We start from the raw sequence: 20,777 nt of genomic DNA on the forward strand, positions 1-20,777 counted from the left end.
TCAGTGGTTGGCGTAGTGGGCGGCCAGTAGGTCCGTGCCCCAGTCGTTGCGGAGGTCTCGCCAGACTGAGTGGATGTGGTTGGCGTCGTCCTGGGTGTTGTCGTACTCCGCCAGGAACGTCGGGCCGGCGATCGAGTAGTAGTGACCTGCTCCCGGCTCGACGGCGCCAGCCCAGGCGAAGGTCAGGCGCTCGATGCCGTGCTGAGTGATGTCCTGCCAGGTCTGCAGGCCGATCGGTCCGGCGGCGCGGCCGATGTATTGGCCGAGGAGCAGGCTGAAGAGTTGGCGCTGCTCTGGTGTCAGTTCGCCGTACGGGAGGCCGCGGAGGAGGACCGATGGGTCGGCGATCGGGTCGAAGCGGGTGAGGATGTCGGCGGGTGCCGTGTCCGAGACGACGGCGAGTTCGCGCTGGCCGGGCTCGAGCGAGTGCAGTAGCGAGAAGCCCAGATCTTGTTCGGCCGCGAGCGTCCGTAGGCCGGTGTGTGGGCCGGAGAGGACCATCGCCGGCTCGGCTCCGAAGAACTGGGGCGTGAAGCCAACTGCACCGGACACGAAAGTCACGTGCAGGGCCAAGTGGTGTCCGTTGATCCGCCAGGACCACGGCTCGAACCCAGCCGGATCGCCGAGGATGCGCAGGAAGTACCGCTGATCAGACCCGACGTCCACCGTCGAGCCCGGCGAGGACTGCGGCAGCCCGCGGCGAAGCGCTTCGGTGAACAGCACCGATCGCGCATCCGCCAGACCGCGCTCACTGAGAGCGATCTCCAGCAACCGGAAGGCCAGCTCGCGCTGCTCGATCGACAACTCCCCCAGTGTCAGACCGGGGCGATCACCCGGCAGGTACGTCCAGACCTGGTGGTCAGGGGTGTCGAACGGCGCGCTGATCTTCGCGCGCTGCTCAGCGTCGAGGCCGGCCAGCAGTGCGATCGCCGCCTCGCGGGACTGTTCTACAACCATGCCGAGCGCTCCCGTTCAGTCGGTGCGTGCTGGGTCCATTGCTCGAACGGACGATCCAGTTTGTAGCGGAAATCCGGCTGGCGCAGCAGTACGCGCGTCTCCGCGTTGTCCGGATTGCGCAGCGTCTCGAAGAACTTCACCGACCAGTGGAACCAGCGCATGCAGAACAACCGCATCGTCAGCCCGTGCGACACCAGCAGCACGTTCCGGGGCGCGTCCGGCGTCTCGAAATCGCGATGCATCGTCTCCAGGAAGGTCGACACCCGGTCGTACACGTCCGAGCCGGATTCTCCTTGGGTGAAGCGGTAGAAGAAGTGCCCGTACGAGTCCCGCAGTTCTTGCTGCCGGACGATGTCCTCGGTGTCCTGGTAGTTCGCCCAGTCCTGCTCGCGCAGCCGCGGTTCCTCGCGCGCGATCCCGATCAGGTCGTCCAGCCCGAGCGAGTCGAGCGTCTGCAGGGCCCGCAGGTACGGCGAGACGTAGACCCGCACCGGCTCGCCGTCGAAGAGGTCACGCAGTTGCGCACCCGCCTCGGCGGCTTGCTCATGCCCACGAGCGGTCAGCGGGATCGCGTGGTCCGGCACGGTCTCGTAGATCTTCTTGTCCACGTTCGCCTCGGACTCGCCGTGCCGGATCAGCGCGATCCGCATCGGCCGCTGCGTCAACCCCATGCCCGCACCCCTTCCCGCATCCGTCGCGGACGCACCGCCAGGATTGCCGCAGTCGCCGCAGCCGCATAAGAGACGCGCCGGGCCAGTAACGCCGTACGCCGGATGTCGCCGACTGCCGGCGGCAGCCCATCGCCCAGCGTGCCACGATCCTCGACCTCAGCGCCGTACACGTTGGTCCCGCCCAGCCGCAGATCAAGCGCACCTGCGAAGGCCGCCTCGACCGGTCCAGCGTTCGGACTCGGGTGTCCCCCGGCATCGCGTCGCCAGATCCGCCAGGACTCCCCCAGCCGGCCCGACACCACCCCAGTCAGTACTGCGCAAGCTCGCGCCGGACCCAGGTTGACGAGATCGTCGAGCCGCGCCGACGCCCACCCGAAGTTCCGGTACCGCGCCGACTTGTAGCCGACCATCGCGTCCAGCGTGTTCGCCGCCCGATACCCGATCAGCCCGGGGATCCCGAACAGACCACCCCAGATCAGCGGCGCGACAGTCGCATCCGACGTGTTCTCGGCCACCGACTCGACCGTTGCCCGAGCCAACTCGTCCGCGGACAGGTCAGTCGCGTCCCGGCTGCAGAGGTAGCTCAGCCGCCCGCGCGCCGCCTCCAACTCTTTGGCCTCCAGGAACCCGGCCATCACCTCGGCCTCGCGCTCCAGACTCCGCCCACCGACAACCGCCCAAGTCGCAGCAGCCGTCAGCAGCGTCCGCACGACCGGCCGACCGCTGGTGAGCCGCTCGGCGACCACTCCAGCCGCCACGACCGAGCCGACAAGCGCCCCCGCGTACGCCGTACCGGCAGCGCGCGAGTCGGAGTACAGCCTGGTCTCGAGCCGCCCGGCCAACTGGCCGAACCCGGCTACCGGGTGGAACCGGCGTGGGTCACCCAGCCAGCGATCGGCGGCGAAACCGAGGAGAAGACCTAGCGCTCTCGACACTCCGGGAAGTCTGCCAGGCCCGGCAAGTTCAAGGACGGTCGCAGTGTGGAATGGTGGCGATCATGGGAATCGCAGACCTTCTCCGAGGGGTCGCCGGGCAGGGCGAATTCGGTGTCTGGCTGGGGCGGCTCGACGGGGTGCCGGTGTTTCGTCACGACGCGGAGCGGACGCACTACGCGGCGAGCACGATGAAGTTACCGGTCGCGATCGCGATGCTGCGCAAGGTCGAGGCGGGCGAGCTCTCGCTCGGCCAACCGGTCACGGTGCACAACGACTTCGCCTCCGCGGCAGGCGGCCGGTTCGGGGTGAATCCGGCCGAGGACGAGGCGCCGGCCACCTGGACCAGGATGGGTGAGCCGGTCGAGCTCAGCTGGCTGGCGACCGAGATGATCACCAACTCGAGCAACCTGGCCACCGACCTCGTGCTGGAGCAGACCGGGGTGGACGCGGCGAACGCAGTACTGGCTGAGCACGGGTCCGGCGCAAGTGTCGTGCGGCGCGGTATCGACGATGCGGCCGCGCAGGCCGCGGGGATCAGCAACTTGATGAGCCCGGCCGATCTCGCCGCCGTGTTGGTTGCGTTGGGCAATGACAAGAGCGCGGGCGGCGAATACGTGCGCGACCTGCTCGCGGGCAACACCTGGAACGGCGAGATTCCCGCGCTGCTGCCGGCCGGCACCCGGGTCGAGCACAAGAACGGCTGGGACCTGCGGATCCGGCACGACGGCGGCATCGTGCGCCCCGATGATGCCGAGCCGTTCGTCCTGGTCGTCTGTACTACGTCCGAGCTGCCTGACGCCGAGGCACAGAAGCTGATCGCCGAGATCGCTGCCGAGGCCTGGTCCCATCGACACGATCTGGAGGCGATCCGGTGAAGCTCACCACCCACCTGGTCTCCGCGCCGCTGCACACGCCGTTCATCACCGCACTTCGTACTGCGACGCATGCCGACTCGCTGCTGGTCGAGCTCAGCGATGGCGAGCTGAGCGGCTGGGGTGAGGCGCCGCAGGTCTGGAAGGTCACCGGCGACTCGCTCGCCGGCTCGCAGGCGTGTGTCGAAGGGCCGATCGCCACGGCGCTGCAGGATCTGGAACCGGACGATTTCACCGAGGCGTTGCGCCGGATCCAGGGCGCGGTACAGGGGAATTTCGGGGCGAAGGCGGCGGTGGATGTCGCTCTGCACGACCTGGTCGCGCGTCGTCGTGGGCTGACCTTGCACGGCTTCCTCGGCTCCACGGTGACCTCGGTGCGGACCGACGTGACGCTGTCCGTCGGGGATCCGGAGTCGCTGGCGGCGGCTGCACTCGGCCGGATCGCGGACGGGTTCGAGGTACTGAAGATCAAGGTCGGCACGGGTGACGCGAGGTCCGACTTCGACCGGGTACGCCGGGTGCGCGAGGCGATCGGGCCGGAGCCGAAGCTGCGGCTCGACGCGAACCAGGGCTGGAGCCGGCGGGACGCGGTGAACGCGATTCGCGCGCTGGAGGATGCCGGTTGCGACATCGAACTGGTCGAGCAGCCGGTGGTCGCGGCCGATCTCGAGGGGATGGCGTGGATCACCGATCGGGTGAGCACGCCGATTCTGGCTGACGAGTCGGTGTACGGCATACGGGATCTGGTGGCGGTGATCCGGCACGGCGCGGCTGATCTGGTGAACGTGAAGCTCGCGAAGTGCGGCGGGCTCGGCCCGGCCCGGACGTTGCTGGAGCTGGCCCGGGAACACGGGATCGGCGCGATCGTGGGGTCGATGATGGAGAGCCACGTCGGGATCGGAGCGGCGGCCGCGCTGGTGGCGGCGTACCCGACTTCGGCGGTCAATGACCTGGACGCGGCATGGTGGCTGAAGGAGGCGCCGGTGGTCGGCGGAGTGCGGTACGAGGGCTCGGTGATCCACCTGCCGACGGCGGCTGGACTGGGCGTGGCAGGCTTGACCTCATGAGGTTAGTTTCTAACAAGGTTCCGGTGAGTACCGTATGGACTTCACCAGATGCACCGCGTGACATCGACGCGCCGGCGATCGCGGCCGAGCCTGATGTCGCCGCTTGGGCGAAGGCGATGGACACCGAGAGCCGCCTCGGTCTGCACGGTCGCACCTTGACCCAGTTGCTGTTCGGCGAGCCGGTTCTGGTGCGTTCTGAGCGCAATGGCTGGTCGGAGATCATCGCGCCGTGGCAGCCGTCGTCGGCCGACGACCTCGGTTATCCGGGGTGGGTTCCGTCGAGTCATCTCGGTGAACTGCCGAGCGCTGCGACCTCACCGGTGGCGGTGAAGGTGCCGACGGCTGAGCTTTTCTCCGAGCCGGGGACGGGGCATCTCAGCGATCTGTCGTTCGCGACGGTGCTGGCGTCGGTCGACCACGCTGACGGGTTCACCCGGGTGGCGCTGCCTGACGGCGCGTCGGGGTGGCTAGCTGACGAGGTACTGCGTGCGGTCGAATCTCCCGCCGTACCGGAGGACCGGATCGAGTTAGGTTCGCTCTTCCTGGGACTTGAGTACTTGTGGGGCGGTACTTCGACGTACGGGCTCGACTGCTCGGGTCTCGTCCACGCCGTCAGCCGGGTGCTCGGCCAGCGGGTGCCGCGTGACGCCCATGACCAGTGCGATGCGCTGGAGCAGATCCCCGTCGACGAGGTTCAGCCCGGTGATCTGTACTTCTTCGGTCGGCCTGGCCAGAAGGTGCACCACGTCGGCTTCGTCTCCCCCGAAGGCATGCTGCACGCCTCGGAGACCGGCAAACGCCTGGAGAACGAGCCACTGCTACCCGAACGCCGCACCACCCTGGTCGCCGCCGCTCGCCTTTGAATTCCTACAAAGAAACCGGCGCCCGATCCCCTGAAGGATCGAGCGCCGGTTTCTTTTGTGGCTAGGACTTCTTGGAGTCTGTCTGCTCCGGCGTCTGCAGGCCGTCGAGCTCGGCGCGGGTGACATCGTCCAGCCCGGCCGGGGTCTCGGCACCAGGAACAGTGTCGACCAGTCGGTCGGTGTCAGCCGGAGTCTCCGTGTCGGAGACCCGCGGCGGCGTGTTGCGGGACTTCAGCAGGCTCAGGACCGTGGTGATGCCGAGCGTCACGATGATGAAGCCGAGGGAGACCAGGATCGGGATCTCGGGCGCCCACTCGATGTGCTTGCCGCCATTGATGAAGGGCAGCTCGTTCTCGTGCATCGCGTGCAGGACCAGCTTGACGCCGATGAAGGCGAGCACGACCGACAGGCCGAGCGACAGGTAGACGAGTCGCCGCAGCAGGTCGCCGAGCAGGAAGTACAGCTGGCGCAGGCCCATCAGCGCGAAGACGTTGGCGGTGAAGACCAGGAACGGCTCCTGGGTCAGGCCGTAGATCGCCGGGATCGAGTCGAGCGCGAACAGCAGGTCCGTGGTACCGAGCGCGATGATGACGATCGCCATCGGGGTGACGAGGCGCTTGCCGTTCTGCATCACGGTCAGCTTGACGCCGTTGTACTCATCGGTCGCGTTCAGCCGCTTCTTGGCGAACCGGATGACCGCGTTCTCCTTGTAGTCCTCGTCGTCGTTCTCACCCTGCTTGGCCAGGTGGATCGCGGTGTAGACCAGGAACGCGCCGAACAGGTAGAAGACCCAGGAGAACTGGTTGATCGCGGCCGCGCCGACGGCGATGAAGATGCCGCGGAAGAACAGCGCCAGGATGATGCCGACCAGCAACGCGGTCTGCTGGTACTTCCTGGGCACCTGGAACCTGGCCATGATGATCAGGAAGATGAACAGGTTGTCGACGCTGAGGCTGTACTCCGTCAGCCAGCCGGCGAAGAACTCACCGGCGTACCGGCCGCCGGAGAAGACCCAGACCCCCAGGCCGAAGATGATCGCCAGGGAGATGTAGAAGATGATCGCGCGGGCCGATTCCTTGGTGGTCGGCTCGTGCGGGCGACGTCCGATGATGAAGACGTCGAAGGCCAGCAGGGCGAGCAGCACCCCGACGGTGATGTACCAGACGTAATCGGCAACGTGCACAGGAAACCTCCGGAGCGCAGACGAAAAGTGGACTCCGAAGGTCTCTTCCGCCTGGCTCGATCAGTCGAGCCTGGCCGGCGGCACCGGGCGCGGGGACGAACCCTTGACCGTGATGACGATACCGCCGCGAAAGGAATACTCCCCTTCAATGGCCCCATTCTGGCCGGTCGATGTCCATGTTTCCAAATCGAACCCGCCGATCGCACTTGTCGGAATGATCACGTCCTGCGATGGGAATACGTAACCTGAGTAGTCAGGTTGTATCGGATCGAGCTACGGCCGCTTCGCTTTCGGCAGCTTCGCGACGATCGTCTCGTACGACGTGTCGACGAGTTCGAGGATCTCCCCGTCGGGCACCGTTCCGCCCAGCCGGACGGTGTTCCAGCCGGATCTCCCGATGTACGCCGACTTCGTCACGTCCTCCGGATACGTCTCGACCAGCTCGTCGGCCTCCTCGCGGTTGCTGCCGCACTTGACGCCGACCGAGACCCCGGCGCCGAGGAACGCGAAGATCTTGTCCCCCACCTTCGCGACCACATCACCCTCCCACGGCTCGTCCTGCCAAGCCCCGGGCTTCGCCAGACAGTGCGCGAGCAACTCCACCCCGGTCAGCCTCATCACCCCAAAATACCCGCGGTGCAAGCTCAGCTGATGGTCTGGCCGCCGTCCGCGACGATCACGGCGCCGGTGACGAAACTGGCGCGAGGTGAGGCGAGGAACAGCGTGACCTCGGCGATCTCCTCCGGCGTACCGGCCCTGCCGAGCGGCCACGGCGCGCTGAACTGCCGGAATCCTTCCTCCGGCACCATTTCCAGCAGCTTGTCGGTCCGGATCATCCCGGCGCAGACGGCATTCACCCGGATCCCCGCCGGCCCGAACTCGACCGCCCACGACCTGGTCATCGACTCCAGGGCCGCCTTGCTGCCGCTGTATCCCGCGGCGATCGGCATCCCGATCTGCGCGCCGGTCGAGGACGTGTTGACGATCGCACTGCCCGAACTCATTCGCGGTGCGATGGCAGCCGTCAGGAAGTAGGCGCTCCGCAGGTTCACGTCGTACACCTGCTGGTACACCTCGGGCGTCAACGCGGCCGTCGGGACCATCGGGTAGAACCCGGCGTTGTTGATCAGAATGCCGACATCGCCGGCCACCTGCACCAACCGCTCGACCTCGGCCAACTCGCCCAGATCAGCAGCCTCGAAGGTGGCTCGCCCACCATCGGCCACGATCAGCTCGACGGTCTCCGCACCGAGCTCGGCCCGCCGTCCGGTGACGACGACCTCGGCGCCCGCAGCGGCGAGAGCACGCGCGATCGCCCGCCCGATTCCCGACGTGGCTCCGGTGACAAGGGCCCGCTGACCAGCCAGTTCCTGAGTATTCACCGGTTGAGCCTATGGTCGCCGCCGGCACGTCGTACCGACTCGCCGATCGCTCTAGCTGAAGTTCGCGGACGTACGCTCAGCAGCATGGTTTCCGTCGTGGTTGCTGCAATTCAGGCGGGGTCGGTGCTCTTCGACACTCCCGCGACGCTCGCGAAGGGTGAGCGCCTGATCCGCGAGGCCGCGGCGGGCGGAGCGCGGTTGGTGGTGCTGCCGGAGGCTTTCCTCGGCGGATATCCGAAGGGCGTCGACTTCGGCGTGACCGTCGGCTCGCGCACCGCCGAAGGCCGCGACCTCTTCCGCCGGTACCGTGAGGCGGCGATCGCCGTACCGGGTGCCGAGACCACGCGGCTCGCGGAGCTGTCCGGCCAGCTCGGCGTCGATCTGGTGATCGGCGTGATCGAACGTGACGGCGGCACGCTCTACTGCACCGCGTTGTTCTTCACCGCCGCCGACGGTCTGGTCGCCAAACACCGCAAGCTGCTGCCGACCGCCGCCGAGCGCTATCTCTGGGGCCAGGGCGACGGCTCCACGATGCCCGCGGTCCAAGCCGAGTACGGCGTACTCGGCGCGGCGATCTGCTGGGAGAACTACCTCCCGTTGTTCCGGCAGACCATGTACGCCAAGGGCGTCGACCTCTGGTGTGCGCCGACCGTCGACGATCGCGACCAGTGGCAGGCCACCATGCGGCACATCGCCCTCGAAGGCCGGTGTTTCGTGATCAGCGCGAACCAGTACCTGACCCGCGCCGACCTCCCGGCGGACGTCCACCCGGTCCAGGGCGACTCCCCCGACACCGTCCTCATCAACGGCGGCAGCACGATCGTCTCCCCGCTGGGCGACATCCTCGCCGGCCCAGCTCGCGGCGGCGAGGCCGTGCTGCTGGCCGAGCTCGACCTGACCGACCGGGACGGTTCGTTCCTCGACTTCGACCCGGTCGGCCACTACAGCCGGCCCGACATCTTCTCCCTCAGCGTCGACGAGACGCCGAGGGACACCGTTACTTGGCGCCCGCGTTGACCATCTGACGCAGCTCCTTCTTGAGCTCGGAGATCTCGTCCCGGTAGCGCGCAGCCACCTCGAACTGCAGCTCGGCCGCCGCGTTGTGCATCTGGTCGGTGAGTTGCTGGATCAGGTCGGCCAGATCCGAGGAAGGCAGACCGCCGGCCAGCTCCCGGGCCTTCTCGCCGGCCTTGAGCTTGCCGCCACCGGGCACCGGCGCTTTGCCGCGCGACTGGGTCCGGCCGTTCCCGAGCAGCTCGGCGGTGTCGGCGTCCTCGCGGGCGAGCATGTCGGTGATGTCGGCGATCTTCTTCCGCAGCGGTTGCGGGTCGACCCCGTGCTCGGTGTTGTACGCGACCTGGATCGCGCGCCGGCGGTTGGTCTCGTCGATCGCCAGCTCCATCGACGGAGTGATCTTGTCGGCGTACATGAACACCGCGCCCGACACGTTTCTTGCGGCTCGGCCGATCGTCTGGATCAGCGAACGACCCGAGCGCAGGAAGCCTTCCTTGTCGGCATCCAGGATCGCGACCAGCGACACCTCCGGCAGGTCGAGCCCCTCCCGTAGCAGGTTGATGCCGACCAGTACGTCGTACTCGCCCATCCGGAGCTCGCGGAGCAGCTCGACCCGGCGCAGGGTGTCGACCTCGCTGTGCAGGTAGCGGGTGCGGATGCCCATCTCCAGCAGGTAGTCGGTCAGGTCCTCCGACATCTTCTTGGTCAGGGTGGTGACCAGGACGCGCTCGTTCTTCTCCACCCGCAGCCGGATCTCGTGGATCAGGTCGTCGATCTGGCCCTTGGTCGGCTTCACGATCACCTCGGGATCGATCAGGCCCGTCGGCCGGATGATCTGCTCGACGTGGCCGTCCGACTTGTCCTGCTCGTACTGCCCCGGGGTCGCCGACAAGTAGACCGTCTGGCCGATCCGCTCCAGGAACTCCTCCCAGCGCAGCGGCCGGTTGTCCATCGCCGACGGCAGCCGGAACCCGTGCTCGACCAGGGTCCGCTTGCGGGACATGTCGCCCTCGTACATCCCGCCGATCTGCGGCACGGTGACGTGCGACTCGTCGATCACCAGCAGGAAGTCCTCGGGGAAGTAGTCCAGCAGGCAGTGCGGCGCCGTCCCGGGCTCGCGTCCGTCGGTGTGCCGGGAGTAGTTCTCGATCCCGGAGCAGGTGCCGATCTGGCGCATCATCTCGATGTCGTACGTCGTCCGCATCCGCAGCCGCTGGGCCTCCAGCAGTTGCCCGCCGCGCTCCAGCTCCGCCAGCCGGTCCGCCAGCTCGGCCTCGATGCTGGTGATCGCCCGCTCCATCTTCTCGGGCGCGGTCACGTAGTGCGTCGCGGCGCCGATGTAGAGCTCGGTCTCCTCGCTGAGGATCTCGCCGGTCAGCGGGTGCAGCGTCATCACCCGCTCGATCTCGTCCCCGAAGAACTCCACCCGGACGGCCAGCTCCTGGTAGACCGGGAACACCTCGAGCGTGTCGCCACGGACCCGGAAGGTGCCACGGGTGCCGGCCAGGTCGTTGCGCGCGTACTGCACGCCGACCAGCTTGCGGAGCAGACCGTCACGGTCCATCTCGTCGCCGACCTTCACGTGGATCATCCGGTTCAGGTACTCGTCGGCCGAGCCGAGACCGTAAATGCAGGACACGGTCGCGACCACGACGACGTCCCGCCGGGTCAGCAGCGACCAGGTAGCCGAGTGCCGGAGCCGCTCGACCTCCTCGTTGATCGAGGAGTCCTTCTCGATGTAGGTGTCCGTCTGCGGGACGTACGCCTCGGGCTGGTAGTAGTCGTAGTACGAGACGAAGTACTCGACCGCGTTCTCCGGGAAGAAGTGCCGCAGCTCGGTCGCGAACTGGGCCGCCAGCGTCTTGTTCGGCTGGAGGATCAGCATCGGCCGTTGGATCTTCTCGGCCAGCCAGGCCATCGTCGCCGTCTTACCCGTACCCGTGGCGCCCAGCAGCACCACGTTCTGCTCGCCGGCGTTGATCCGGCGCTCGAGCTCGGCGATCGCGGCCGGCTGGTCGCCGGCCGGATCGAAGTCGGACACGACCTTGAGGGGCGCGACCATACGCTGGAGATCGGTGACCTGTCTCATGACAACCACCGTACGACCCTGCTCCGACAGTTTCCGAATATCCGCCCACAGCGGACCTCCGGAACCTGTGCGGGCCGGTTACAGGTAGCTCTTGATCACCGAGTTGTTCATCGCGATCAGCTCGTTCACCCGGCGATCGTAGACCCGCGACTCCAGCCCGGCGTCGGTCGCGGTGACCTGGCCGAACTTGTCCTGGTACGCCGTCACGAAGCCCTTGAACGGCAGCAGCTTGCCGCTCTTCGACGGGACGTCGGCGGTGTAGTTGATCGAGTAGCAGGACTTCAGCACGTCGGTCTGGCAGTCGACCATGACGCCCTTGCCGATCCGGACGTTCTTGAACCCGTTCGACTCGATGTCCACCAGGTGCTCGGCGAACCCCTTCGCGTCGTACAGGGTGGTCTGCCGGACCCAGAAGTACCCGTCGATGAAGCCGCGGTGGTTGAACTCCTGCAGGATCCAGTACTTGCCGGAGATGGTCTTGTCCGGTCCCTGCAGCCACCCCTTGGCCGGCGTGAACCAGACGCCCTTGCCGACCTCGACCCCGACGTCGTTCGGGCCCTTGGCCTTCGGCGCCTCGGTCGGCTCCGGGGTGTACATGGTGCCGATCGGGTCCGGCGTCACCTTGTCGTCGGGCCTCGCGACCGGGGTGTTGCTGTCCTTGCCGCCGCCACCGGTGACGAGGAGCACGACGCCGACCGCGATCAGCAGCACCGCGAGCACGGCGCCACCCATCACGATCCACGGCGTCTTCGACGACTTGGCCGGGGACCGGAACTGCGGTCCGGCCGGACCGGGACCCCAACCACCTGGCGCCGGTGGTTGCTGCGGAGCTCCGTACTGCTGACTCATGATCGCCCCTCGCGGTGTGTCATGGGATTAGGCGGTGTGTGATCGGACATCAGAGGCTGTCGATGACGGATTTCTTCATCGGGCCCAGGGCGGCGTCGGCGGTCGGCGCGAAGTCGTTCCGGGTCCGGTAGTCCAGCGCGGTGACGACGCCGTCCTTGCGCCGGTACGCCTCCACCTCGCCCTTGACCGCGACGCCCTGGACCGGGGTGGAGGTGTAGGAGATCGCAACGCACTCCACCAAGACGTCCTTGGGGCAGTCCAGGTTCCGTACGTTACCGAGCTGGGCGATCTCCTTGTCGGTCTCGCCCTCGACGATGCCGACCGCGAACGCGCTCGCGGTGACGTTCTGCTTCTGCCGGACCCAGAACCAGGCGCGCGGCTCCCCGGTCGGCGAGTAGGCGGCGACCTGCTTGCCGTTGGTCTCCTTCGCCACCAGGGTCCAGCCGGCAGCCGGTACGAATGAGACGCCGAACTGGACGGGCAACGCACCCGCCGGAGGCGTGTACGACGCAGTGGCGCTGGGACTCGGCGTCTGGGCCGGACCAGGATCGGCCTTGTCGTCTCCCCCGGTCAGCAGGACCAGGGCGACGGCGACGAGCACCACGACCAGTAGTCCGGCAGCGATGGGGATGACGATCGGTGGGAGCTTGAAGCCCTTCTTGACCGGCTCGGGCCGTCGTAGCGACGGCGGCCCGACCTTGTCGCCCCAAGCAGCGCCACTCTCAGTAGCCCCACCCTGTACTCCGGTGCCGCCCGCCGCTTTACTACCGGCCGCAACACCGGCCGAACCCCAGGTGGAAGGCGCGGAGCCCGCAGTACCGGGAGCAGGGTCGCTCTTGGCCCCGGTGCCAGGTGTAGCGGCGTCCGGGGTGTCCCAAGGCGAAGGTGGCCGCGCTGGCACCTCCAGGGACCACGGGGACGGCGGCAGCTCGGCCTCCGGTGTGGCGGCCTCCTCCTCGCCGTCGGCGTCGGTCTTCCGCACCCAGGGGTTGCTGGGGCCCTCGTTCTTGTCGCGCTTACCGTTCACTGGCTCTTGATCACCGATTCCAGCATCGCTGTGACGTCCTTCTGGGAGGTCGTGACCTTATCCTTGCGGCCGTACACCCGGAACACCGTGAGCACGCCGTCGTTCCGCTCGATCACGCCGACCAGACCGACGACCTGCAGGGTGCCGTTCTGGTTGGTCGAGGTCGCACTGTAACCCTGCGACGTCATGTACTTGACGTTGCCGTTGGGCGGGCTCGCCTCGGCGGGCGTGTTCGTCTTGACCTGGGTGAGGCCTTTCGTCTCGGCCTTCAGCAGCTGCGGCAGCAGGCCCTTGGGGGTTTCGCCCGCGTTCGGCTTGACCACCTGGAGCATGATGTACGCCTCGCCGGCCTTGAGCAGGTAGACGCCGTCGAACTTCTCCAGCGACTTGCGCAGGTAGCCCGGCTGCGGCTTCACGTAGATGCCCTCGCCGACCTCGATGCCCTCGTCGGCCGCCGGCGTGCTCGGCTCACCACTGGGTTCGGTGGTGGGCTCGCCGGTCGGCTGGGTGGTGGTCGGGGTGGGTGGCGGGGGCTGGACCTTCTTGTCGTCGCCGCCGAACAGCAGCGCCAGCACGACACCGACAACCACTACCGCGGCGAGACCTCCGCCGGCGAGCAGCAGGATCTTGTTGGGTCCTTTGCCGCGGTTGGCGCCGCCGTACTGCGGGCCTTGGCCCCACTGCTGCTGTCCCGGGTACTGCTGAGCCGGGTAGCCCTGCTGCGGGTAGCCCGCCGGAGGCTGCTGCCCGGGGTACGCCGGTGGCTGCTGCCCCGGGTATGCGGGCGGCTGCTGACCGGGGTACTGCTGGGGCTGCCCCTGCTGAGGCGGACCCGGATAAGGCGGTTGCCCCTGCGGCGGACCTTGCGGAGGCCGTCCCTGCGCAGGCGGACCCTGCGGCGGCGGTCCCTGGTACGGCGGTTGCCCAGGCTGCCCAGGACCCGGTTGCCCGTACCCGGGCGGCGGCCCCTGCGGCGGCCGACCGTAAGGCGGCTGCTGCCCGGCCTGCCCCGGCTGGCCCTGCCCGGGCTGCCCGTGACCCGGCTGCCCGTACCCCGGCTGGCCTCCGCGACCCGGCTGGCCCCCGTACGGCGGTTGACCCGGCCGGCCGTCTGGGCCGCCCTGCCCACCTTGGCCGTACGGCGGTTGCTGGTTGCTCATCCCTGCGTCTCCCCAGTGATCCCGTCGAAGCCGGCGGCCGGAACACTCCCCTGCGCTGCGACGCCACGCTCGGACTTCGGCACCGAGCGCACCGAGTTCCCGCAGGCCGAGCAGAAGTCGGAGTGCGGCAGCAGCGGCATCTCGCAGCGCGAGCAGAACGCCAGCTCGCCGGAAGCGTGGTTGGAGCCACCGCGGGCGGCGGACTCGAGGGCCGCTTCGAGCAGTCCCTTGTGCAGCACCGTCCGGACCAGAATGATCAGCGCGCCGAGCAGCACCAGACCCCAGACCACGCCGAGGATCGCGCCGATGGTCGAGCCGCGCCCGCCGACGAAGCCGAGCAGGTAGACACCACCCTGGAACACCGCGTTGACGACCATCGCCTGCAGCAGCCCGAAGACCCAGCGGGCCGTGAAGCCGTCGTACTTCTCGCCCAGGCCGGAGAACTCCGCGACCGCGAGACCCGTCGCCGAGCCGTAGATCAGCGGCTTGACGAAGCCCTGCAGCAACACGATGGAGATCCAGGTGCCGGCGCTGCTGCCCGGTCCGGCGAAGCCGCCGCTGATCCAGCCCCAGTGCAGCACGAGCGTCTCGAAGCAGGCGAAGCCGACACCGGCGACCACGCCGAAGGTGAAGCCGTCCATCAGGTCGTCGTACCGGGGCCGGGAGGCCAGGTAGATCGGGCCGATCTGCCGGATCAACTCCGACACCACCGGGACCAGCAGCATCAGGATCAGCAGGTCCCGCCCGGACGGGCCGCTCGGGTTGCTGCCGACCAGGTCGGTGGTCAGGCTGACCAGGTCCGACCAGAACCAGGTGAACACCGCCGCCAGGACGCCGGTCAGCACGAAGGCGGCCGCGACGACCGGGACCGGCTCGTCCTCCCACAGGTTCACGTCGTAGATGTAGAGGATGTAGACGATCGGGATGGCGAAGGCGGCCAGCATGATCGCGACCGGCAGCGCGCCCAGCGCGGCCGTCACCACGGTCAGCAGCAGGGCGACGCCCAGGGCGACCTTGTAGGTGTACGGCTGGCGGCCCGCGCCCTGCGGCATGATCGTCGAGACCAGCTTGAACGAGGCCACCGGTTCGTCCGGCCGGGCCGCGTAGGCCTTCTTGCGCCCGGCGTCCGCGGACTGCAGGTCGTTGCCACAGCGGTGGCAGAAATGCGAGACCTCGGGGACGTCAGAGCTACAGCGCGGACACTCCACGCCATCCTCCCAACCTTGGGCTTACGGACCGGCGCGGGGGCGCGCCGAGGGATGGTCAGGTCGGCCGGGCAGCCGCCCGGCGAACAGGTGAGATTCTTGTACAGCTCGACCCGGATTCATCATTTCCTGGCCAAGGGTCACCTTTTCGTGTCCAGAACGTGCCCTGAAACACGCCCGTACGCCGCTCTGCGAGGCCCCTCCGGTACGCCGTACCGGTCAGCCGGCGCGCTCCGCCAACGTCGGCCACAACTCGTCGATCCGGGCGTCCAGCTCCGCGATGCCGCCCGAGTTGTCGACCACCAGGTCCGCCACCGCCAGCCGCTGTTCCCGGGTCGCCTGACTCGCGATCCGGGCCTTCGCTTCCTCTTCAGTCATGCCACGGTCCCGGGTCAGCCGCTCGACCTGGATCTCCTGCGGCACGTCGACCACGAGCACCAGCTCGAACTTGTCCCCCTGCCCGGTCTCCACCAGCAAGGGAATGTCGTGCACCACCACGGAGCCGGCCGGCGCAGCGGCCTCGATCTCGGCAGCGCGTGCCCGCACCCGCGGATGGATGATCGCCTCCAGCTTCCGCCGGGCCACCTCGTCCCCGAACACGATCCGCCCGACCGCCGGCCGATCCAGCTCCCCCTCGGGCGTCAGCACGTCCCCGAACGCCTCGACCACCTCGGCCAGCCCATCGGTGCCCCGCGCAACCACTTCCCGGGCGAGCAGATCCGAGTCGATCACGACGGCGCCTCTGGCAGCCAGCCGTGACGACACCGAACTCTTCCCCGACCCGATACCTCCGGTCAATCCGACTCTCAGCACACCAGCACCCTACCCAGGGCGCCGAGCCGGTCAGCCTCGATAGGTGTAGTACGCGGAGACCAGCGGGTGATCGGACCAGCGCCGCTCCTCGAAGGTGCGATCGACCTCCCAGCCGGCGAAGCCGATGTTGCCGGCCCCGAAGATCCAGTCGACGCCGCCGTAGCCCGAGGCGGGGCAACTGCCGTCCGGGTTGGCTTGATAGCCAGTGGCGGCCTTGGTCAGCCCGTTCGTGGTGAAGAAGCAGGCGGCCCCGACGTTCTCGTTCAGGTCGCCGACCATCAGCACGTGCTGGTAGTTCTGCTTCAGGTCGTTCAGCTTCTGCCGTTCGAGCTTGCGGATCTCCTCGCGCCACTCGCGGTTCTCCGCACCGGACGGGTTGTGCACGCTCATCACCACCACCCGCTTGCCGTTCAGCTTGCTCTCCAGCAGCACGATCGGCAGGTGCAGCGCCCGGTGGTTGCCGACCTTGGCGTGCAACTGCCAGGCGGTGACCTGGCTCCAGGCCTGGTCCTTCCACATGATCGCGTTGCCGGTGAAGTTCCCACCCGGGAGCTCGGTGTTGGCGTCGGCCCGGAACAGCTTCCAGCCGCCGTCGTTGCGGACCACCTCGGCCTGCGGCGTCTCGAACTCCTGCAGGCCGACGATTCCGATCTGCTTCGACTCGATCCGGGTCAGCGAGTCGCGCATCCGGACCCGGCCGTCGATCCCGGCGCCACCCTCGGTGAGGTGCCAGCCCTTCACGTTGTAACTGGCGACCCGGACATCAGGCGCCGCGAGCGTGGCGGCGTCAGCAGGCAGGCTGCCGAGTGCCAGCGTCGTACAGACAGTCAGTACTGCGGCCAGCAGGCCAGGGCGAAGGCTCATCGGCGCAGTACAACACAGACGAGACCCCCGCACCCAGTACTCGGGTGCGGGGGTCTCGGTAATGCCTAGCGAACAACTACAGGCTGGATCAGCCCTGGCCGGTCAGCTTCTCGCGGAGAGCCTGCAGTGCCTCGTCGGAAGCAAGCGCGCCCTCGACGGGAGCGTCGTCCTTCGGCTCCGCGGCAGACGAGTACGTGGAGGCCTCGCCGGCCTCGACGTCCGCCGTCTTGGCGTCCTCGATCTGCTTCTTGTGGGCCTCCCAGCGCGTGTGGGCCTCGGCGTACTGCCGCTCCCACTCCTCGCGCTGGGTGTCGAAGCCCTCGAGCCACTCGCCGGTCTCGGGGTCGAACCCGTCCGGGTAGATGTAGTTGCCTTCCTTGTCGTACGTCGCCGCCATGCCGTAGAGCGTGGGGTCGAAGTCGTCCGACACGGGGTCGACACCCTCGTTGGCCTGCTTCAGGGACAGCGAGATCCGGCGACGCTCGAGATCGATGTCGATGATCTTGACCATCACGTCGTCGTTGACCTGGACGACCTGCTCCGGGATCTCGACGTGACGCTCGGCGAGCTCGGAGATGTGCACCAGGCCCTCGATGCCCTCTTCCACCCGGACGAACGCACCGAACGGCACCAGCTTGGTGACCTTGCCGGGCACGATCTGACCCATCTGGTGGGTCCGGGCGAACTGCTGCCACGGGTCTTCCTGGGTCGCCTTGAGCGACAGGGAGACGCGCTCGCGCTCCATGTCGACGTCCAGCACCTCGACCGTGACCTCCTGGCCGACCTCGACCACCTCGGTCGGGTGGTCGATGTGCTTCCAGGACAGCTCGGAGACGTGCACCAGACCGTCGACGCCGCCGAGGTCCACGAACGCGCCGAAGTTGACGATCGAGGAGACGACACCCTTGCGGATCTGGCCCTTCTGCAGCTGGGTGAGGAAGTTCATCCGCACCTCGGACTGCGTCTGCTCCAGCCACGCGCGACGCGACAGAACCACGTTGTTGCGGTTCTTGTCGAGCTCGATGATCTTGGCCTCGATCTCCTGGCCGACGTACGGCTGGAGGTCGCGGACCCGGCGCATCTCGACGAGCGAGGCCGGCAGGAAGCCGCGGAGGCCGATGTCCAGGATGAGTCCACCCTTGACGACCTCGATGACGGTACCGGTGACGACGCCGTCCTCTTCCTTGATCTTCTCGATCGTGCCCCAGGCCTTCTCGTACTGGGCGCGCTTCTTGGAGAGGATCAGGCGGCCTTCTTTGTCCTCCTTCTGGAGAACCAGGGCCTCGACGTGGTCGCCGACCTTGACGACCTCGTTCGGGTCGACGTCGTGCTTGATCGACAGCTCGCGCGACGGGATGACGCCTTCGGTCTTGTAACCGATGTCGAGGAGAACCTCGTCCCGGTCGACCTTGACGATGGTCCCCTCAACGATGTCGCCGTCGTTGAAGTACTTGATGGTCAGATCGATCGCCGCGAGGAAGTCTTCCTCCGACCCGATGTCATTGACCGCTACCTGCGGGGTGATGCGTACTGCGGGGTCGAGAGGTGCCTCGATGCTGGCCGTCATGTGGTGGGTTGCTCCGTGGGCTGATGGTGTCGTACGGGTGCACCCGGGCCGTTGGATCGCATCAGAAGCGCTGGATTACCTGAACAGGACAGAATCACCACCGACTGCTGCGAGCACGAGCCTGCTCCGTCCGAGGTCGCGCGGGCCCATAGCGCATCTCACAGAATACGTGCATCGGCTCGGGCACGGCAACCCGGGGCACCCGGTAGCGACCGGCCGCCCGCCGAGGTGTCCCGACGTGCCACTGATCTCAATGTACGACGCCCTGATCCGGACGGCCGCCCGCAAGGTCGCCCGTGTCGCAGATCCGCTTGATCAACGCGTTCGCGGCCGCTGCCACCGGGTTCGCGGCAGGCCGCGAAGCCAGGTCGATCAGCGCCCACAGATCAGCCGCCCGGGCGCGCTCGACCAACCGGTCACCGAGGTCGAACCCAGCCCGTACAACGCCGAGCACCGCCCCGGCCAGCACCGGATCGGCACAGAACCTCAGCAGATTCCCCAGATCCGCGTACGGCGATCCCGCGTGCGCGAACTCCCAGTCGATCAGCCCGGTGATCCGCGCCGTCGCCGGATCGACCAGCAGGTTCTTCGGATTGAAGTCACTGTGCACCAGACAGATCCGGTCCACGCCGCTCTCGGCGAGCTCCTCCGCCTGGTCGATCACGCCTTCGAACCGCTCACCCTGCTCGCGGGTCAGCCCGATCCCCTCGGCATTGGCGCGGAAGAAGTCCTCCAACCCGCCAACTCCGAACGGCGAGATCACCAGCTCACGCCCGACGAAGTCACCGAAGTTCAGGAACGGCATCCCGCTCAACAGCACCAGGAGCTCACCGAGCTGCTCCCCCACCACCTGACGCTCACCGTCACCTGCCGTCTCGAGGTACGTCTCCAGGTTCACCCCGGGCAGCCGCTCGTACAGGACATAAGGAGGAGCCCCATCGCCCGCGGCCTCGGGCATCGCGTCGAGCACTCGCGGCACCGGCAGCAATCCGCGCACCAGCCGCATCAGCGACAAGTCGACCGCTGCCCGCTCTGGGCGCTTGCCATAAAGCTTCAGTACCGCGTCCTCGCCACCCGCGCTCACGGCGAAGGTCTCGCCGCCGTAGCCACCGGTCAGCGGCACCGCACTGGCCGCGATCGCGCCGAATCCATCCATGCCGCGCATCCTGCCGCACCCCGCCGACATCCCCAGCACAGGCAGCGGGGCCGCCACGCACTCACCGGATGAGCGTGGCGACCCCGACAGCCGGCTAGGCCTTGGTCGGCGCAGCGAGTCCGGCGGCAGCAAGGACCGTCGGTACTGCGTTGCGCAGGCCGGCCGCGTTCGGGTGCAGCGGCACCAGACCGTTCGTCGTCACACTCGGGATCAGGCCCTCGATCCACCGCGTGCCCGCGCCCTTGCACATGTCGTGCCCGACACTCGGCGTCGCCAGGTCGACGTACGTCGCACCGTGCGCGGCCGCCTGCTCAGCCATCCGGACGTTCAGCCGGGTCAGCGCAGCCTGCAGGTAGTCGGCGTCCTGGCTCCAGACCGGGACGACCGGCCAGCAACCGCCCTTCTTGATCCCGGTCGGGTAGCCGACCATCAGGATCTTCGCGTGCGGCGCCCGCGACCGGATCTGCTGGATCACCGTGCCGTACGTCGGCGCGAACGCGTCGATCTTCTGCGCGAGCTTGTCCACCCCGCCGGCCGTGTTGGCCGCCTTGCAGGACTTGCCGAGCCCCTCCGGCAGCAGGTTCACGCAGGAGACCGCGAGGCCGACCAGCCCGATGTCGTTGCCGCCGATCCCGACCGTGACCAAGGTGGTGTCCGCGCTCAGTGCGTCGTACTGCGGTGCCGCCGTGCCGAGCACGATGCCTGGCTGCGGGCTCGCGAAGTGCGTGGTGGTGGCGCCGCCGCAGGTCACGTCGCGGAACGTCGCGGGGTTGACCTGCCGGGCGATCAGGGACGCGTAGTTGACGCCGGACCGCGCACAGGTGAGGAGTTCCTTCGCCGGCAGCACGAGCGAACCGGCCGCGAACGAGTCACCCATCGCCACGTAGACGAGCGGTGGCGCCGTGGTGGTCGTAGTGGCCGCCTGGGCCGTGATCGGGCCGGCGACGAGCAGGCCGGTGGCCGCCAGTACTCCGGCCATTCGCGCACGTACTGATCTCTTCTGCATGCTGCCCGCCTTTGGACGTTAAGTGACTGATCGGTAACAGTTTGCGTGCGAGACAGCTTGAAGAAAACTCACCTTTTCGGCAAGGCCTCGGCGCCGA

At 67.8% G+C, this 20,777-nt stretch carries 21 protein-coding genes; 4 read left to right on the forward strand and 17 right to left on the reverse strand.

The annotated features are described in order from the left end of the window. From AB0P21_RS04165 to AB0P21_RS04175, 3 genes are read right to left on the reverse strand one after another with little or no spacing between them, the layout of a single operon-like run. A complete protein-coding gene (locus tag AB0P21_RS04165) occupies positions 1-957 on the reverse strand; it encodes a DUF3500 domain-containing protein (protein ID WP_363693598.1) in 957 nt (318 codons plus the stop codon). Then, positions 948-1,628: a phosphoglycerate mutase family protein gene (locus AB0P21_RS04170; RefSeq protein WP_363693599.1), complete on the reverse strand. Its 681-nt coding sequence runs from the start codon at positions 1,626-1,628 to the stop codon at positions 948-950. Before AB0P21_RS04170 ends, AB0P21_RS04165 begins: the two co-directional genes overlap by 10 nt. Beyond that, entirely contained in the window at positions 1,619-2,563 is a 945-nt protein-coding gene (locus tag AB0P21_RS04175) for a cobalamin biosynthesis protein (protein ID WP_363693600.1), read from the reverse strand. Before AB0P21_RS04175 ends, AB0P21_RS04170 begins: the two co-directional genes overlap by 10 nt. Before the next feature lie 62 nt (positions 2,564-2,625). Here AB0P21_RS04175 and AB0P21_RS04180 point away from each other — a divergent pair, with 62 nt between their 5' ends. From AB0P21_RS04180 to AB0P21_RS04190, 3 genes are read left to right on the forward strand one after another with little or no spacing between them, the layout of a single operon-like run. Continuing rightward, the gene (locus tag AB0P21_RS04180; RefSeq protein ID WP_363693601.1) at positions 2,626-3,438 is read left to right on the forward strand and encodes a serine hydrolase; all 813 of its coding nucleotides are present in this window, start codon (positions 2,626-2,628) and stop codon (positions 3,436-3,438) included. Next, positions 3,435-4,502 carry a dipeptide epimerase gene (locus tag AB0P21_RS04185; protein ID WP_363693602.1) on the forward strand — a complete coding sequence of 356 codons (1,068 nt, stop codon included), beginning with the start codon at positions 3,435-3,437 and terminating at the stop codon, positions 4,500-4,502. The genes AB0P21_RS04180 and AB0P21_RS04185 overlap by 4 nt, the downstream gene beginning before the upstream one ends. Positions 4,503-4,525: 23 nt before the next feature. Continuing rightward, positions 4,526-5,365 (forward strand): NlpC/P60 family protein, encoded by an 840-nt coding sequence (locus AB0P21_RS04190; RefSeq protein WP_363693603.1) that lies wholly within the window; start codon positions 4,526-4,528, stop codon positions 5,363-5,365. A 61-nt stretch (positions 5,366-5,426) separates the two neighbouring features. Here the strand turns inward: AB0P21_RS04190 and AB0P21_RS04195 are convergent, their stop codons facing one another. From AB0P21_RS04195 to AB0P21_RS04210, 4 genes are read right to left on the reverse strand one after another with little or no spacing between them, the layout of a single operon-like run. Then, positions 5,427-6,548 (reverse strand): TerC family protein, encoded by a 1,122-nt coding sequence (locus AB0P21_RS04195; RefSeq protein ID WP_363693604.1) that lies wholly within the window; start codon positions 6,546-6,548, stop codon positions 5,427-5,429. Positions 6,549-6,608: 60 nt separating this feature from the next. Beyond that, on the reverse strand, positions 6,609-6,770 hold the full coding sequence (locus AB0P21_RS04200; protein ID WP_363693605.1) for a hypothetical protein: 162 nt from the start codon (positions 6,768-6,770) through the stop codon (positions 6,609-6,611). A gap of 51 nt (positions 6,771-6,821) precedes the next feature. Beyond that, complete coding sequence (locus AB0P21_RS04205) at positions 6,822-7,166, reverse strand: MmcQ/YjbR family DNA-binding protein (protein WP_363693606.1); 345 nt, start codon at positions 7,164-7,166, stop codon at positions 6,822-6,824. Between the two features lie 26 nt (positions 7,167-7,192). Continuing rightward, positions 7,193-7,930, reverse strand: a complete 738-nt coding sequence (locus AB0P21_RS04210) for an SDR family oxidoreductase (RefSeq protein ID WP_363693607.1) — start codon at positions 7,928-7,930, stop codon at positions 7,193-7,195. Positions 7,931-8,014: 84 nt separating this feature from the next. Here AB0P21_RS04210 and AB0P21_RS04215 point away from each other — a divergent pair, with 84 nt between their 5' ends. Further along, positions 8,015-8,947 (forward strand): nitrilase-related carbon-nitrogen hydrolase, encoded by a 933-nt coding sequence (locus AB0P21_RS04215; RefSeq protein ID WP_363693608.1) that lies wholly within the window; start codon positions 8,015-8,017, stop codon positions 8,945-8,947. Here the strand turns inward: AB0P21_RS04215 and uvrB are convergent. From uvrB to AB0P21_RS04265, 10 genes are all read right to left on the reverse strand, one after another. Next, positions 8,928-11,033 carry an excinuclease ABC subunit UvrB gene (uvrB, locus tag AB0P21_RS04220; protein WP_363693609.1) on the reverse strand — a complete coding sequence of 702 codons (2,106 nt, stop codon included), beginning with the start codon at positions 11,031-11,033 and terminating at the stop codon, positions 8,928-8,930. The genes AB0P21_RS04215 and uvrB overlap by 20 nt on opposite strands. Before the next feature lie 78 nt (positions 11,034-11,111). Next, positions 11,112-11,882: a hypothetical protein gene (locus tag AB0P21_RS04225; RefSeq protein ID WP_363693610.1), complete on the reverse strand. Its 771-nt coding sequence runs from the start codon at positions 11,880-11,882 to the stop codon at positions 11,112-11,114. Positions 11,883-11,931: 49 nt separating this feature from the next. Further along, entirely contained in the window at positions 11,932-12,909 is a 978-nt protein-coding gene (locus AB0P21_RS04230) for a hypothetical protein (RefSeq protein WP_363693611.1), read from the reverse strand. Continuing rightward, the gene (locus AB0P21_RS04235) at positions 12,906-14,069 is read right to left on the reverse strand and encodes a hypothetical protein (protein WP_363693612.1); all 1,164 of its coding nucleotides are present in this window, start codon (positions 14,067-14,069) and stop codon (positions 12,906-12,908) included. The genes AB0P21_RS04230 and AB0P21_RS04235 overlap by 4 nt, the downstream gene beginning before the upstream one ends. Further along, positions 14,066-15,277 (reverse strand): PrsW family glutamic-type intramembrane protease, encoded by a 1,212-nt coding sequence (locus AB0P21_RS04240; RefSeq protein WP_363693613.1) that lies wholly within the window; start codon positions 15,275-15,277, stop codon positions 14,066-14,068. The genes AB0P21_RS04235 and AB0P21_RS04240 overlap by 4 nt, the downstream gene beginning before the upstream one ends. A 216-nt stretch (positions 15,278-15,493) precedes the next feature. Further along, positions 15,494-16,087 carry a dephospho-CoA kinase gene (gene coaE / locus AB0P21_RS04245; protein WP_363693614.1) on the reverse strand — a complete coding sequence of 198 codons (594 nt, stop codon included), beginning with the start codon at positions 16,085-16,087 and terminating at the stop codon, positions 15,494-15,496. A 30-nt stretch (positions 16,088-16,117) separates the two neighbouring features. Continuing rightward, complete coding sequence (locus tag AB0P21_RS04250; protein WP_363693615.1) at positions 16,118-16,951, reverse strand: endonuclease/exonuclease/phosphatase family protein; 834 nt, start codon at positions 16,949-16,951, stop codon at positions 16,118-16,120. Positions 16,952-17,039: 88 nt separating this feature from the next. Further along, positions 17,040-18,518, reverse strand: a complete 1,479-nt coding sequence (gene rpsA, locus AB0P21_RS04255; protein WP_363693616.1) for a 30S ribosomal protein S1 — start codon at positions 18,516-18,518, stop codon at positions 17,040-17,042. A 250-nt stretch (positions 18,519-18,768) separates the two neighbouring features. Continuing rightward, positions 18,769-19,674, reverse strand: coding sequence for a phosphotransferase (locus AB0P21_RS04260; RefSeq protein ID WP_363693617.1), 906 nt, complete (start codon positions 19,672-19,674; stop codon positions 18,769-18,771). 94 nt (positions 19,675-19,768) lie between these two features. Then, positions 19,769-20,680 (reverse strand): SGNH/GDSL hydrolase family protein, encoded by a 912-nt coding sequence (locus AB0P21_RS04265; RefSeq protein WP_363693618.1) that lies wholly within the window; start codon positions 20,678-20,680, stop codon positions 19,769-19,771. Between the last annotated feature and the right edge of the window lie 97 nt (positions 20,681-20,777).

It is taken from the genome of Kribbella sp. NPDC056861 (genome assembly GCF_040687575.1).
In the GTDB taxonomy this organism is placed as follows: domain Bacteria; phylum Actinomycetota; class Actinomycetes; order Propionibacteriales; family Kribbellaceae; genus Kribbella.

What these genes read in the sequence shown, in the direction of transcription:
- AB0P21_RS04165 (WP_363693598.1), bottom strand. Translation starts at nt 957, where the DNA reads ATGGTTGTAGAACAGTCCCGCGAGGCGGCGATCGCACTGCTGGCCGGC.
- AB0P21_RS04170 (WP_363693599.1), bottom strand. Translation starts at nt 1,628, where the DNA reads ATGGGGTTGACGCAGCGGCCGATGCGGATCGCGCTGATCCGGCACGGC.
- AB0P21_RS04180 (WP_363693601.1), top strand. Translation starts at nt 2,626, where the DNA reads ATGGGAATCGCAGACCTTCTCCGAGGGGTCGCCGGGCAGGGCGAATTC.
- AB0P21_RS04205 (WP_363693606.1), bottom strand. Translation starts at nt 7,166, where the DNA reads ATGAGGCTGACCGGGGTGGAGTTGCTCGCGCACTGTCTGGCGAAGCCC.
- AB0P21_RS04215 (WP_363693608.1), top strand. Translation starts at nt 8,015, where the DNA reads ATGGTTTCCGTCGTGGTTGCTGCAATTCAGGCGGGGTCGGTGCTCTTC.
- uvrB (WP_363693609.1), bottom strand. Translation starts at nt 11,033, where the DNA reads ATGAGACAGGTCACCGATCTCCAGCGTATGGTCGCGCCCCTCAAGGTC.
- AB0P21_RS04225 (WP_363693610.1), bottom strand. Translation starts at nt 11,882, where the DNA reads ATGAGTCAGCAGTACGGAGCTCCGCAGCAACCACCGGCGCCAGGTGGT.
- AB0P21_RS04235 (WP_363693612.1), bottom strand. Translation starts at nt 14,069, where the DNA reads ATGAGCAACCAGCAACCGCCGTACGGCCAAGGTGGGCAGGGCGGCCCA.
- AB0P21_RS04250 (WP_363693615.1), bottom strand. Translation starts at nt 16,951, where the DNA reads ATGAGCCTTCGCCCTGGCCTGCTGGCCGCAGTACTGACTGTCTGTACG.
- rpsA (WP_363693616.1), bottom strand. Translation starts at nt 18,518, where the DNA reads ATGACGGCCAGCATCGAGGCACCTCTCGACCCCGCAGTACGCATCACC.
- AB0P21_RS04260 (WP_363693617.1), bottom strand. Translation starts at nt 19,674, where the DNA reads ATGGATGGATTCGGCGCGATCGCGGCCAGTGCGGTGCCGCTGACCGGT.
- AB0P21_RS04265 (WP_363693618.1), bottom strand. Translation starts at nt 20,680, where the DNA reads ATGCAGAAGAGATCAGTACGTGCGCGAATGGCCGGAGTACTGGCGGCC.